This is a genomic window from Micromonospora sp. NBC_00898, assembly GCF_045207895.1.
GTDB lineage: Bacteria > Actinomycetota > Actinomycetes > Mycobacteriales > Micromonosporaceae > Micromonospora.
In genome coordinates, this window is sequence record NZ_CP108775.1 from 2,798,435 (window position 1) to 2,811,633 (window position 13,199).

The 13,199-nt window shown below is 76.5% G+C and carries 13 protein-coding genes; 1 reads left to right on the forward strand and 12 read right to left on the reverse strand.

Annotated elements, in window-relative coordinates; genetic code table 11:
* Nucleotides 1-25: 25 nt before the first annotated feature.
* The 9 genes from OG799_RS13700 to OG799_RS13740 form a co-directional block, all read right to left on the reverse strand.
* Nucleotides 26-1,057 carry a linear amide C-N hydrolase gene (locus tag OG799_RS13700; protein ID WP_406045412.1) on the reverse strand — a complete coding sequence of 344 codons (1,032 nt, stop codon included), beginning with the start codon at nucleotides 1,055-1,057 and terminating at the stop codon, nucleotides 26-28.
* Between the two features lie 73 nt (nucleotides 1,058-1,130).
* Nucleotides 1,131-2,063, reverse strand: coding sequence for a PfkB family carbohydrate kinase (locus OG799_RS13705; protein ID WP_406045413.1), 933 nt, complete (start codon nucleotides 2,061-2,063; stop codon nucleotides 1,131-1,133).
* Nucleotides 2,064-2,113: 50 nt separating this feature from the next.
* Nucleotides 2,114-2,596, reverse strand: a complete 483-nt coding sequence (locus OG799_RS13710) for a DUF1203 domain-containing protein (RefSeq protein WP_406045414.1) — start codon at nucleotides 2,594-2,596, stop codon at nucleotides 2,114-2,116.
* The gene (locus tag OG799_RS13715) at nucleotides 2,593-2,865 is read right to left on the reverse strand and encodes a hypothetical protein (RefSeq protein WP_406045415.1); all 273 of its coding nucleotides are present in this window, start codon (nucleotides 2,863-2,865) and stop codon (nucleotides 2,593-2,595) included. The genes OG799_RS13710 and OG799_RS13715 overlap by 4 nt, the downstream gene beginning before the upstream one ends.
* 57 nt (nucleotides 2,866-2,922) lie before the next feature.
* Complete coding sequence (locus OG799_RS13720) at nucleotides 2,923-4,536, reverse strand: asparagine synthetase B family protein (protein ID WP_406045416.1); 1,614 nt, start codon at nucleotides 4,534-4,536, stop codon at nucleotides 2,923-2,925.
* Nucleotides 4,537-4,541: 5 nt separating this feature from the next.
* Nucleotides 4,542-5,510 carry a hypothetical protein gene (locus tag OG799_RS13725; RefSeq protein WP_406045417.1) on the reverse strand — a complete coding sequence of 323 codons (969 nt, stop codon included), beginning with the start codon at nucleotides 5,508-5,510 and terminating at the stop codon, nucleotides 4,542-4,544.
* A 111-nt stretch (nucleotides 5,511-5,621) separates the two neighbouring features.
* On the reverse strand, nucleotides 5,622-6,428 hold the full coding sequence (locus OG799_RS13730; protein ID WP_406045418.1) for an isocitrate lyase/phosphoenolpyruvate mutase family protein: 807 nt from the start codon (nucleotides 6,426-6,428) through the stop codon (nucleotides 5,622-5,624).
* Nucleotides 6,425-7,486, reverse strand: a complete 1,062-nt coding sequence (locus OG799_RS13735; protein ID WP_406045419.1) for a cytochrome P450 — start codon at nucleotides 7,484-7,486, stop codon at nucleotides 6,425-6,427. Before OG799_RS13735 ends, OG799_RS13730 begins: the two co-directional genes overlap by 4 nt.
* 84 nt (nucleotides 7,487-7,570) lie before the next feature.
* Nucleotides 7,571-8,317, reverse strand: coding sequence for an ArsR/SmtB family transcription factor (locus OG799_RS13740; RefSeq protein ID WP_406045420.1), 747 nt, complete (start codon nucleotides 8,315-8,317; stop codon nucleotides 7,571-7,573).
* Between the two features lie 132 nt (nucleotides 8,318-8,449).
* Between OG799_RS13740 and OG799_RS13745 the strand changes: the two genes are divergently transcribed.
* Nucleotides 8,450-10,669 (forward strand): family 43 glycosylhydrolase, encoded by a 2,220-nt coding sequence (locus tag OG799_RS13745; RefSeq protein ID WP_406045421.1) that lies wholly within the window; start codon nucleotides 8,450-8,452, stop codon nucleotides 10,667-10,669.
* 85 nt (nucleotides 10,670-10,754) lie between these two features.
* Here OG799_RS13745 and OG799_RS13750 read toward each other — a convergent pair whose 3' ends face one another.
* The 3 genes from OG799_RS13750 to OG799_RS13760 all read right to left on the reverse strand — a co-directional run bounded on the left by OG799_RS13750 (nucleotide 10,755) and on the right by OG799_RS13760 (nucleotide 13,107).
* Complete coding sequence (locus tag OG799_RS13750; RefSeq protein ID WP_406045422.1) at nucleotides 10,755-11,270, reverse strand: 2'-5' RNA ligase family protein; 516 nt, start codon at nucleotides 11,268-11,270, stop codon at nucleotides 10,755-10,757.
* An 83-nt stretch (nucleotides 11,271-11,353) separates the two neighbouring features.
* A complete protein-coding gene (locus tag OG799_RS13755; protein ID WP_406045423.1) occupies nucleotides 11,354-11,959 on the reverse strand; it encodes a DNA-binding response regulator in 606 nt (201 codons plus the stop codon).
* Entirely contained in the window at nucleotides 11,956-13,107 is a 1,152-nt protein-coding gene (locus OG799_RS13760) for a sensor histidine kinase (protein WP_406045424.1), read from the reverse strand. Before OG799_RS13760 ends, OG799_RS13755 begins: the two co-directional genes overlap by 4 nt.
* Nucleotides 13,108-13,199: the final 92 nt, after the last annotated feature.

Here is a 13,199-nt window from a genome sequence, read left to right on the forward strand (position 1 = left end):
ACCCGGGGGCCGGGCCCGAGCCGGTTCAGCTCATCGGCAGCTGGTAGCGCCGCTCGCCCTCACCGGTCGCGGTCACCAGCCGGACCTCCCCGGTCCGCAGGCCGTACGTCACCGACCAGCGGGTGTGCGGCTGCCGTACCGCGTCGAGGATCCGCAGCGCGGCCGGGGCGTCGACCGCGCCGCCGGACCGGTCCAGCGCGGCGGCGATCATCCCGTAGCGCCGGTCCCCGCGCAGCTCCCGGTCGGGCACACCGATGACGGGCACGTTGGTCAGCGCCCGCCAGGGGCCGCCCTCCCGCGCGGTCCGCATGGTGCCGTCGACGAACTCCACCACGGCCGACGCGCCGCTGGCGTCGGCGAGCAGATAGTGCAGCGGCGCGTCGCCGCCGAAGTCCAGGTTGTACCGCTCGAACACCGCGATCGCCTCGTCCACGGTGGCAGCGGTGTCCAGCACCAGCCGGAGGATACGGACCGAGCCCACCGTCGGCCGGCCCGGCACCGGGCGCGCGGTCGCCGTGTCGTCGGCGGCCAGTCCGACGGCGAGGCCCCGCTCGTTCATCCCGTCGAAGGGCAGCAGCGGCGCGTTGAGCAGCCGGCGGTCGCCGGCCGGGTCGGCGCCGACGCCGACGCCGAGGTAGGCGATGTCCACCAGGGAGATCGAGGCGTAGCCGTCCGGCGGGTCGGTGCGCAGCACCAGGGCGGGATGGGCCTCCCAGTCGAAGTTGCGGGCGAACAGCGGGCGGCTCCGGTCGCCGGCCGCGACGAACAGGGAACAGCCGAAGGGGGTCGCCCCGGTCGTGGCGGAGGTGCCGAGCGTGGGGTCGTAGTCACCGACGTAGGTCATCTCGTACAGCGGCAGCTCGTCGACCTTGCGCAGGCTGGCCAGGGTCCGCTCGGCCTGCCCGGCGTCCTGCCGGGAGGCGGTCGGCACGCCGGCCGCGCCAGGCGGGGCGGCCGGCGAGGTCGGGGCGGCCGGCGAGGTCGCGGACTCGGGGCCCGTGCAGCCGGTGGCGGCGAGCAGCAGGGCGGCAGTGGCGGCGAGCAGGCTCCTGCGCATGCCACCGACGCTAGGGACGGCAGCGACGGATGTCCATAGCTCGACCGGCACCACCGGCCGCCTGCGGCCGCCCTCAGTGCGGCGGGATCCGGCCCAGCTGCCCCTCGATCACCGCGCCGGTGAGTGCCGGCCGGCCGCCGGGATGACCGACGGTGGCTCCGGCCGCCGCGACCGCGTACCGGGCGGTGCGCTCGGGCGGGTCGCCGCGGAGCAGGCCGACAGTGAGCGCGGCGACGAACGCGTCGCCGGCGCCGGTAGTGTCCACCGTGGGCGTCTCGCTGAGCGGCACGAACAGCTCCCCGCCCGGCCAGGCGAAGGCGTTCCCCTCCCCCGCCACCTCGACAGCCACCAGCGACGGCCCCCGCCCGAGCAGCTCCCGGCCGGCCCGCAGGCCGGCCTCGGCGTCCTTCGGCGGCTCACCGACGATCAGCCCGGCCTCCCGCGCGTCGGCACGCAGCACGTCGGCGAGGGCGAGCAGCTCCGCCGCCGCATGCGGGTCGTCCGGCGCGCCGTCGAGCAGCACCAGCCGGTCGGCCGCCCGGGCACACCGCGCCGCCGCGAGCGCCGCCGGCAGCGGCTGCTGCAGCTGTACGAGCACCGCCCGCGACGCCTGCACCACATCCGCCGCGCCGGCCACGTCCGCCTCGGTCAGCAGGGTCTCCTCGGGGATGTCCTCCAGGTAGCGCCAGCCGCCGTGGGCGTCCACCACGTCGACGATGAGCGCGCTCGCCGTGCCCTCCCGGCGAAGCACCGGGGCGACGTCGATGCCGTCGCTGCGCGCCTGGCCGAGCAGCCGGTCCCCGACCTCGTCCAGCCCCACCACCCCGAGGAGGCCGACCCGCGCGCCGAGCTGGGCGAGGCCCACGGCCTGGTTGGCGCCCTTGCCGCCGAGCAGCTCCCGGCGACGCCGCACCGGGGCCGTCCGGGCGGCGCCGGGAACCTCGTCCACCAGCAGCACGAGGTCCCGCGCCACCTGCCCGACCGCGATCGCGTCCAGTCCCGCCATGCCGGGCTGATACCCCGGCCGCCGCCGGTCACGCCCCGCGAAGGGATGGCTCAGTCGTCTGCCCGCTCGACCGTGAACATGTAGCAGCCGTACACCACGTTGCGGCTGTGCAGCGCGACCACCGCCGGATCGGCGAGCAGCTCGGCGATGACCGCCTCGGGGTCGTTGCCGTCGTGCAGCCGGCCGCCGTGGATGCGCCCCCGCCGGTCGTACGCCCGCAGCACCTGCGGACGCCCCCGCCACCCGGCCGGGTAGCCGCCGGCGGGGTCCACGCCCGGGCAGTCCGTGTCGTGGGCGAAGATCGGCCCCACCTCCCGGTACGGCCCGGCCGCCGGGGGCGGCGGGTAGCCGAACAGCAGCAGCGGCTCGTCCGGGGTCGCGTCGCGCAGGCAGCAGCGCAGCGGCTCCCCGCCCTCGGCGGTGAAGCGCTCCACCGGCTGCCCCGCCGCGTCCCGGCCGGCGGCCCGGACGGCGGCCAGCGCGCCGGCCGGCAGGGGGCGGACGAGGAAGGTGGTGTGGATGGCTGTCGTCATGACCCCACCCTGGCGCGGTCCGGCCCGGGATGCTGGCGGCGATCGGACCTCGCGTCACGGACCGCCTCACCCTCCCCGGCGGGCTCGTACCAGGCGAGCCCCGGCCCGGTCGGGCAGATGTGGGCGGCCTCCAGCTGGCGGAACAGCTCCGGGTAGAGCGGCTGGATCACCGGGCTGATGTCCGGCGTCGCTTGCCCGATGCCGTCGTAGTGGCGCAGCATCCGGACCGACACCCGGCCGAGCGCGGCGAAATCTCCGATGGTGAACATGGTCTCCTCACGGTCGGCCCTGACACGGTGTCAGAGTCAAGCGCCGGGTTCCAGTGCTCAGCCGGGCAGCGCCGCCTCGTCGCCGCCCGGAGTCCGGCGCGGGCCGACCAGCCGGCGGACCACCGGAGCGGCGTTCCACTTCGCCGCGCCGACCAGGTCCCGGGCGTGTTCCAGCACCGTGTAGTCGGGGCGGGCCAGCCCGTCGGCGATCGCGGCGTCCAGGTCGTTGCCGCAGCGGGTGAGCACGCTGTCGAAGTCCCGGCGCACGGGTTCGAGCAGGTCGTAGCCGAACGACCGGTGCAGCCGGGCGAAGAACGGCTTGTACAACCGGGCCCGCTCGTGCAGCCCGGACGAGTACGACATCGGGTTCTTCGGCCGCCGCCGGACGTACTCGGGCAGCACATCGGCGAACGCCCGCCGGACGATCCACTTCTCCTGCCCGTCGCGCATCTTCAGCTCCAGCGGCAGCCGCATGGCCAGCTCCACCACGCTCAGGTCGAGGAAGGGCACCCGGGCCTCCACCCCGTGGCCCATGCTGGCCCGGTCGACCCGCTGCAACTCCGTACGACACAGGTTGCGGATCTTGTGCAGGGAGAGCTGGCGGGACGGCTCGGGGCCGACCTGGTGGTACATCGGGTAGCCGCCGAACAGCTCGTCCGAGCCGTCCCCGGTGAGGACCACCTTCACCCCCAGCTCGCGCAGCCGGCGGAAGATCGGCACCGTGACCACGGCGTTGATGATGTCGCCGTACTCGGTCAGCTCGCAGATCCGGATCGCCTCCCGGACGTCGGCCAGCCGGATGTCCCGCGGGCGCAGCTCGACCACCTCGTGCGGCACGCCGAGGTCGGCGGCGAGCCGCCGGGCGTACGCCACGTCGGGGCTGTCCGGGACGCCGACGGTGACCGCCACGCAGTCCGGGTGCATCTCCTTGACGTGCAGCAGCGCCAGCGAGCTGTCCAGCCCGCCGGAGAGGACCACACCCACCGTCAGATCGGTGTCCACCCGCATCCGGATGCTGTCGGTGAGCGCGACCCGGACGAGCAGGGCGGCCTCGTCCGGGTCGTCGATCACCGGTAGCCCCACGCCGAGCGTGAGCAGGTCGACGTGCGGGCGCAGCCGGACCGGACCGTCCGGCTCGGCCCAGCCGTGATGCCCGGGCGGCACCTCGCTGATCGGCGCGGCGTGCCCGACCAGCGCCTTGACCTCGGAGCTGACGTGCAGGCAGCCGGGGGCCCGGGACCAGTAGAGCGGCTTCACCCCGAGCGGGTCGCGGGCCAGGTAGGCCCGGCCGGTGGCCCGCTCCACGACGGCGAGGGCGAACTCCCCGCGCAGCCGCGACACCGCGTCCTCGCCCCAGCACAGGAAGGCGGCCAGCACCGCCTCGGTGTCGCTCCCGCCCCGAAAGGCGTACCCGAGCCGCGTCAGCTCCCCGCGCAGCTCACGGTGGTTGAAGACCTCTCCGTTGTAGCAGAGCAGGTACCGCTCGTCGGGCGACACCCAGGGCTGCGCCGCGCCCTCCCGCTCGACGATCCGCAGCCGGCGTACGCCGGCCAGCAGGCCGTTCTCCTGCCGCGTCTCGGTGACCTCGCCGCGCGGGGCGAGGACGGCGAGCATCCGGCGGAAGGTGGCCGGATCGGCCTCCGGACCGACGCTGAGCGCGATGCCGCACATCCCGCTCAGACCCCCATCTCGGCCTCGTACGCCCGGCGCAGCCGGCGGTGGGCGGTGGGCGCGAGACAGAGGTGCCAGGCCTGTCCCTCGTCGACCACGTTGAGCTCGCCGGCGTCCTGCCGGGCCAGCAGCAGCCCGGCCAGGGTGTCCCGGACGCCGAAGCGCCGGAACCAGGCCAACTCCACGTCGGCGGCGTAGCCGAGGCAGTGGCCGCTGGGCACCATGGCGGCGTACCCGAGGCGGCGCAGCCGGTACTGGTGCTCGGCGCTGCGGGCCAGGCTGGTCACCCAGAGCGGCGGGGTTCCCGGCGGGGTGGCCAGGGCGAACTCCCGGGCGATGTCGTTGAGCAGGGCCACGATCTCGCGGCGGGCCCGGCGGAACATCAGGCCCGCGGTGCGCGGGGTGGCGTCCGGGAGGAGCTGGCGGCGCACCGCGCGCAGGCCCCGCCCGAGGACGGTGGCCGGCTGCTCCTGGTACCGGAAGCCGAGCAGGCCCCGGCGGCGCAACCATTCCAGGTCAACCAGGTCGACGCTGCCGTTGACCTGCGCGTCGGTGGCGAAGACGGGCGCGTCCCGCCACCACATCACGTCGATCCGGGAGAGCAGGTAGATCCGGACCAGCGCGCTCAGGTCGGCGGCCGAGCTGCGGGCGTTCGGCTGGTAACGGGCCATCTCGAGCAGCAGCGTCTCCCGGGCGCCGACGAACCCCTGCGGAGTGGCGTCGAGCACCGCGGCGATCGCCGGCTCGCGCAGCCGCTGGTCCAGCAGCACCTGACGGGCCGCCGTTGACGGGGCGTCCGCCAGGGCGCCCACCTCGACGAGCAGTTCCGCCACCGCGGCCCGGTACGCGGCCAGGTCGGGCTCGGCGGGTGCGGACCGGCGGCCCGGGGGCGAGGTGGGCAGGCGGCGGACGGGAGCGGCGGACGCGACGGCGGGCCCGGGCTGCTGGCCAGGGCTTCGGCTGGGCACTCGCATGGTCGGGTCCTCTCTCCGGGCAGGACACGGTGTGGATGAACCTGAAACACACCGTAAGCACCGCAACCCGTGGATCCCCGAACAATCCTCCTATCTCCCCCGAACGACGCCCTATCGGCTCAGGTTCGCCCCGAACCGCCCGGACAGCTCCTGCACCCACCCGTACGACGGGACCCCGCCGGGGGCACCGTCCCGCCCGGCCCGGACGGCGTCGGCGAGGTCGAGCGCCGCGCCGAGGGCGGCTCGGAACAGCAGCGACCCGGTGCTCACCCGGGCCACCCCGAGCCGGCCCAGCTCCTCCAGGCCCGGGCCGCCGGGCCGGTGCAGCACGTTCAGCGGCACACCCACCTCCGCGGCGAGCAGCCCGACCGTGTCGTCCGGGGCACCGGGGACGAACACCCCGTCGGCGCCCGCGTCCCGGTACGCCCGGGCCCGGTGCAGGGCCTGCTCCCGCGGCTCCGGCACACCCAGCCACCAGGCGTCGGTGCGGGCGTTGAGGAAGACCCCGGGCGCCGCCGCCCGCACCGCGGTGAGCTTGGCCGCCAGCAGCTCCACCGGGGCCAGGGTGCCGTCGGGGCGGCCGTCCTCCAGGTTGACGCCCACCACGCCCAGCTCGGCCAGCTCGGCGACGTACCCGGCGACCTCCGCCAGCTCGTCGCTGAAGCCGCCCTCGACGTCGACGGTGAGCAGCACCGGAAGCCCGCGCAGCCGGCGGGCGAGGTCGAGGTTCTCGGTTCGGGTGGCCGCTGCCGCGTCCGGCTTCCCGCCGGCCGCGGCCACCCCGAGGCTGGTGGTGCCGATCGCGGGGTGGCCCCGGGCGGCGAGCGCGGCGGCGGAGGCGGCGTCCCAGGCGTTGGGGAGCAGCAGTGGACGGCCCGGCCGGTGCAGGGCGCGGAAGGCGGCGTACCGGTCGTTCATCTCGTGATGACCTCGAGTCTGGTGGGGACGCGCAGCGTCGGGTGCGGGTCGTGGCGGATCTCGGCGTCGGTGGCGCGGCAGCGGCGGCGCAGCACGTCGACCACCCCGGTGGCCAGGGCCAGGGCGTGCCGCTCGCCCGGGCAGCCTCGGGGCCCGGCGCCGAAGGTCAGCGCGCGGCCCGGCCGGCCCGGGACGAACCGGTCCGGCTCGGCGAAGACCGCCGGATCGCGGTTGGCCGCGTCGAAGCGGAGCAGCAGCGGGGCGCCGGCGGCGATCTCCCGCCCGCCGAGCCGCAGCGCGGCGCCGGCGACCCGGCGGGTGGCGCGGACGGGCGGGTCGAGCCGGAGCACCTCGGCGAGCAGGTCGCCAGTGGGCACCGACCGGACGTCCCGTCCGACGGTGTCGGCCGGCGCCGACGGACCGAGTCGGTCCGCGGCGGCCTGCGGCCCTGGCAGGACCTGCCACGCGGCAGCGCCGATCAAGCCGGCGGTGGCGTCGCAGGCCTGCACGAGCAGCCCGAGCCGGTTCGCGGTGACCTCCGGCGGAGCGGGCGGCGACAGCCCCAGCAGGGTGCCGACCGCCCGGTCGGCGCGCGCCACCGCCGCCGGGGTCACGCCCGGATGGTAGGCGGCGGCCACCGCGACCACCGCCGGCACCGCCGCCGGCGGGTCGGCCAGGCCGAGCCGGTCGGCCAGCACCACCACGGGTACGCGCCGCGCCAGCCGCGCCATCACGTCGAGCCGCCCGCCGGCCCGGTCGATCTCGTCGCCCGTCAGTCGGGCGGCGGCGGTCCGCAGCTCGTCCGGGTCGAGCCCGACGAGGGCGGTCACGCCGATCGCGCGCCGGGCCGGGTGGTGCTCCGGGCCGCTGAACCGGCTCACCGCGCCGCGCAGCCAGGCCAGGGTGCCCGGTGGCCCGCCCGGGGCTGCCGGCACCACGCAGTCGGGGTGGGTCAGCACGGCGGTCACGTCGGCGTGCCGGGTGACGGACCAGCCGCCCTCGGCGTCGGGGACGGGCGGCCCGCACACGGCCGTGGCGGCGATTGTCGACCAGTTCATGACCGGCACGCTAGGCCCCGAACCCTTCGGCCCCCGCCGAACCGTCGCGGGCGGGGGCGAGACGGGACGGGTGGGGTGGGTGGGTCAGGCGCGGCCGGCACCGGCGTCGCGGGGTGGGGCGGGGGCCAGGTCGGCGGGGTCGAGACCGAGGGCGGCAGCGAGGGCCGGGGCGCCGGCCGGGGTGAGGCGGATCGCGCGGCCGGTGCCGCGTACGGTCCAGCCGAGATCGAGGAAGCGGTGGCAGAGTGCCGCCCCGAGCGCGCCGGCCAGGTGGGGGCGGCGCTCGGTCCAGTCGAGACAGTCGCGCACCATTGGCCGTCGGGCAACCCGCAGCGGCTCGACCGGCACCCCGATGCCGGTCAGCCAGTCCAGACCGGCGGGGGTGAGGGCAAGACCGCCGGACCGGTCCAGCACCCGCTGGGCCAGCAGCGCGTCGTACAGCCGCACGCCGAGCCGCCCGGCGAGGTGGTCGTAGCAGGTCCGGGCGTATGCCAGGGCGGCGCCGGCCGACGCGGCGCGCAGGGTGCGGGGTGGGGCGGCCGGGGCGGGTGCGTGGCCGGCCAGGTCCTCGATGAGCTGGGCCACCGACGGGCCGGCCAGCCGGACGTACCGGTGCCGGCCCTGCCGTTCCTCGACGAGCAGGCCGCCGCGGACCAGCCGGGTGAGGTGGTCGCTGGCGGTGGAGGCGGCCACCCCCGCGGCGCGGGCCAGCTCCCCCGCCGTCCAGGCCCGCCCGTCGAGCAGGGCAAGGCAGAAGCTGGCCCGGGTGCGGTCGGCGAGCAGGGCGGCGAGGCCGGCGACCGCACCGCCGTCGGTGCTGGTGGTGGTCATGGCCCCCATGCTGGCACGGGCACGGTTCGGCGCCCATCGAACGGTGTCGACACTCTTTACATCGTTGTATCCAACGTTGTAGAAACGGTGGACCGCAGTGACCTCTGTCGACACCGACCCGAGGCAGGTCTGATGGGAAATCTCCACCGTGGCGGCGTGCTCGCCGCCGTGCTCGGTCTGGTGCTGGCGACGACGGCGTCCCCGCCGGCCGCCGCCGGTTCCGGGCCCGACCGCTACCACAACCCGGTCTCCGCCGGGTTCGCCGACACCTTCGCCGACCCGGTCGTCATCCGCGGCGACGACGGCCTCTGGTACGCCTACGGCACCTCCGACCCGCTGCGCGAGGGCGAGAAGCAGGCCCACCGGGTACCCACCGCCCGCTCGGCGGACCTGGTCGACTGGACGTACGTCGGCGACGCCTTCGCCCCCGACCAGCGTCCGTCCTGGGCCGCCCCCGGCGCGGCGTTCTGGGCGCCCGACGTGCGCCGCGTCGGTGATCACTGGGTCATGTACGTGACGGTCACCGACACAGGGGTCTCCGCCGACACCTTCGACACCGCCATCGGTGCCGCCACCGCGCCCACCCCGACCGGCCCGTGGACCTTCGCCGATCAGCCGGTGGTCGCCCCGCGCCCCGGCGGGGGCGGCGGCTACCTGTGGACCATCGACCCCAGCCAGTTCACCGACGTCGACGGCCGCACCTACCTCTACTTCGGCAGCTACTACGGCGGCGTCTCGGTCACCGAGCTGACCGCCGACGGACTGCGCGCGGTCGGCGCGCCGACCCTGGTCGCCGTCGACAACAAGTTCGAGGGCAGCTACGTGCTGCGCCACGACGACTGGTACTACCTCTTCGCCTCCACCGCGAACTGCTGCGCCGGCCCGGCCACCGGCTACTCCGTCCAGGTCGGGCGCTCGCGCGGCCCGCGCGGGCCGTTCGTGGACCGGGACGGGCTGCGGCTGGACGCCTCCCGGGCCGGCGGCACCCCGGTGCTCACCCAGAACGGCAACCGCTGGATCGGCACCGGCCACAACGGCTTCCTCACCGACCTGTCCGGCCAGGACTGGATCGTCTACCACGCGATCGACCGCGCCGACCCGTACCTGGACGAGCCGTTCGGCATCAACGAGCGGCCGATGCTGCTGGACCGGCTCGACTGGATCGACGGCTGGCCGACCGTGAACGCCGGCGCCGGCCCGTCGGAGCAGCCGCGGCCCGCGCCGGTCACCACCGCCCGGCTCGACGAACGCTTCGACTCCCCCGCCCTGATCGGCTGGCGGGCCGGCGACGGCGCCTGGCAGGTGGCCGACGGGCGGCTCACCGGCACCGGCGCGCTGACGAGTCGTACCGCGGTGGGCGGCGACCTGCGCGCGGAGGCCGACCTGCGGCTGACCGGGGCGGACGCCGCCGGGCTGCGGCTCGGCCGGGTGGAGGTCCAGGTGGGCGGCGGGCAGCTCACCGCGCGCGAAGCCGGCGGCGCCACGGCGAGCGTCCCGCTGCCGGCCGGTGTCGACCCCGCCGACCGGCACAACCTGGCCGTCGAGGTCCGCGGCGCTCAGCTCGTCGCCGAGCTGAGCCCGGCCCGCCTCGGCGACCAGCTCGCCGTGGTCGCGCTGCGGCTGACCCACCCGGTCGCCGGCCCGCTCACCCTGGTCGCCGAGGGCGGGACCGGCGAGTTCGACAACGTCAGCGCGACCAGGCTGTGCCGGCCTGCGCGGCACGCGGTGGCGCCGCCGGGTGTCGGCCCGTTACTGACCGGCTGGTCCGACGAGTTCGACGACGGGCTCGACCCGGCCTGGCAGTGGATCCGGCGCAACCCGGCGGCCACCGTCACCGACGGCGCGCTGCGCTGGCCGGTGGAGTCGACCGACCTGGTCGGCACCGGCAACACCGCGGGCGTGCTGCTGCGCGACGCCCCCACCGGGGACTACGTGGCGGAGACGAAGGTGACCCTCGACCTCGGCGAGGGAACCGTCCGCAACTACCAGCAGGCCGGCCTGGTGGCGTACGTGGACGACGACCGGTTCGCCCGGCTGTCCCAGGTGGCGATCTGGAACACCCGGCAGGTCGAGTACGGCTACGAGCTGCCCTTCGCCGGCCACCCGGTGTACGGCGGCAGCATCGTCGGCACCCCGGCCACCACCACCTGGCTGCGGCTGGCCCACCACGTCGACCCGGCCACCGGGCAACACGAGTTCCGGGCCGGTTCCAGCCGGGACGGCACGCACTGGACCTGGGGCGGGGTGTGGACCTTCCCGGCCGACACCACGCCCCGGATCGGCCTGGTCGCGCACGGCGGCGCCAACCCGCCGGTGACCGCCGAGTTCGACTACCTGCGGTTCCACCGCTGAGCCGGGTGGGGGCCGTCCGCCGTCGTGCGGACGGCCCCCACCGGCCGACTCAGCCCCGGGTGCGGCCCGTGCCGTTGGCCCACGATCAGGCAGCGGCCAGCTCGCGGACCGTCCGGGTGTCGCCCTCGTAGCTGCGCGCGCCGACGAACTCCCCGCTCGGCCGGTCGGCGCCGGCCAGCGCCCGGGCCAGCCGCCGGTCGGCGTCCCGGAACCGCAGCGCCAGGCTCAGGTGCGGGATCCACCGCCCCGGCAGGTGCCACGGGTTCTTCCCCGGCGCGCCCGCGAGGACGTCCCAGACCGCGCCGTGCAGGGCGACCAGCTCCGGCACGGGCCGGACCAGCCAGACCAGCGGGGCGCTGCCGTCGAGCACCTCGACCCGCTGGAGGCGGGCCGGCAGGGGCAGCGCGGCGGCGCAGAGGTCGGCGAGGCGCTGTTCGGCACCGGGCGGGAACTCGTCGACCGAGGCGAGGGTCAGGTGCGGCCGGTTGGTGGGGTGGGTGTTGCGGGCCAGGCTGGGCAGCCCGGCGGCGGCGAGCCGGTCCCACACCCCCCGGACCGTCTCCTCCAGCGGCGGGGAGCAGACCAGTTCGACCGTGCGCACCCGGTCAGGCTAGTCGCCGCCGCTGTGCGGGGATGTCCCCCGGGAATGCGGGGCCGCATGGACGCCCCGGTCGAGGGGTCGTCCTAGAGCCACCCCGCCTCGCGGGCGATCCGGACCGCCTCCGCCCGGTCGGCCGCACCGAGCTTCTGCACGCTGGCCGCCAGGTGGTTGCGGACCGTGCCGGCGGCCAGGTGGGTACGCCGGGCGATCACCGCGACCGGGGTGCCGTACTCGGCCAGCCGCAGCGTCTCCAGCTCCCGCGGGGTGAGCGGGCAGGGCGGCAGGGCCAGCGCGTCGGCGGCCAGCGCCGGGTCGACGTAGCGCTCGCCGGCATGGACCCGGCGGATCACCTCGGCGAGCGCGCCGCCGGGGGCGCCCTTGGCCAGGAAGCCGCGGGCCCCGGCGGTCAGCGCCCGGCGCAGGTGGCCGGGACGGCCGTGCCCGGTCAGGATCACCACCGCGCAGTCGGGCAGCGCCCGGCCGAGCTCCGCCGCGACCTCGATCCCGCCCGGCGGCGGCATCTCCAGGTCGACCACGGCGACGTCCGGCCGGTGGGACCGGGCGACGCCGAGCGCGGTACGCCCGTCGTGGGCCTGGGCCACCACCTCGATGTCGCCCTCCAGGCCGAGCAGGGCGGCGAGGGCGTGCCGGATCAGCTCCTCGTCGTCGGCGAGCAGCACGCGGATCACGAGGTCACCGGCACGGTCGCCCGGAGGGTGAAGACACCGCCCTCCCGGCGGGCGACGACCCGCCCGCCGGTGGGCGCCAGCCGCTCGGCCAGGCCGCGCAGCCCGTGGCTGTGACCGTCCGGGCCGACGTGCGGGTCGACGCCGTCGTTGCTCACCGTCACCGTGGCCACGTCGCCGTCCCAGCTGATCTCGATCCGGCACCAGGCCGCCCGGCTGTGCCGCAGCACGTTGGTGGCGGCCTCCCGGAGCACCGCCCCCAGCTCGACGGCGGCGCCGGCCGGCAGCTCCCCCGGCGGCCGTACGACGTCGCAGCGCACCCCGCACGAGCGCAGCACCTCCCGCACCGCGGCGAGCTGCTCGGACAGGTCGACCGTCCGGTACCCGTGCACCGCCTCGCGGACCCGGTGCAGCGCCGAACCGGCGAGGCGCTGCACCTCGGCCGCCTCCCGACCGGCCCGCCCGGCGTCGACCGGCGCGAGCCGGGCGGCGAGCTCCGCCTTCAGCGCGATCACCGTGAGGTCGTGCCCGAGCAGGTCGTGCACGTCCCGGGCGAAGCGCAGCCGCTCCTCGGCGGCGGCCAGCCGGGCCCGGGCGTCGTGCCCCTGCCGGGCCTCCACGAGCAGGTCCCAGAACCACACCTGCACCCAGTTGACCGCCGCGATCCCGGCCCCGACGCCCCCGGTGATCGCCAGCCCGGAGCCGACCGGCCCACCGGTCCGGGCGGCCACCGCCAGCGAGGTCACCACGGTCAGCGCGGCGGCGGCGAGCGCGGCGCCGGGCGGCAGCAGCAGCGGCGTCATCCCGACCAGCGAGGCGCCCAGCCAGGCCCAGGTCGGCCACCCGCCGGCCGCCACCGGGCCGACCAGCGGCACGCTCAGCACCGCGACCAGGGCGAACGCGACCTCGGACCGGTGCCGCCACCGCTGGGCCAGCCAGGGCGTGACCGCGGCGTAGAGCACGCCGGCCTGGGCGACCGCGAACGCGGCAACGCCCACCGCGCCGAGGGCCAGCCGCAGCGGATCGGGCTCCCGGGTCAGGCCGACGCCGGGCAGCAGCAGGCTGGTCCAGAGGCTGGTGGCCAGCGACGCCAGGGTGACGTGACGGGCGCGGCGCAGCCGCCGGTCCGCCCCCGCCGTCCCGACCGTCATGTCCGCCGATCCTAGGGCCCCGGTCGGTGCCGTCCACCTCGGTGGAATGTCACGGACCGCCCGTGCGTTCCACCCGGCTTTCCCGTGACGTT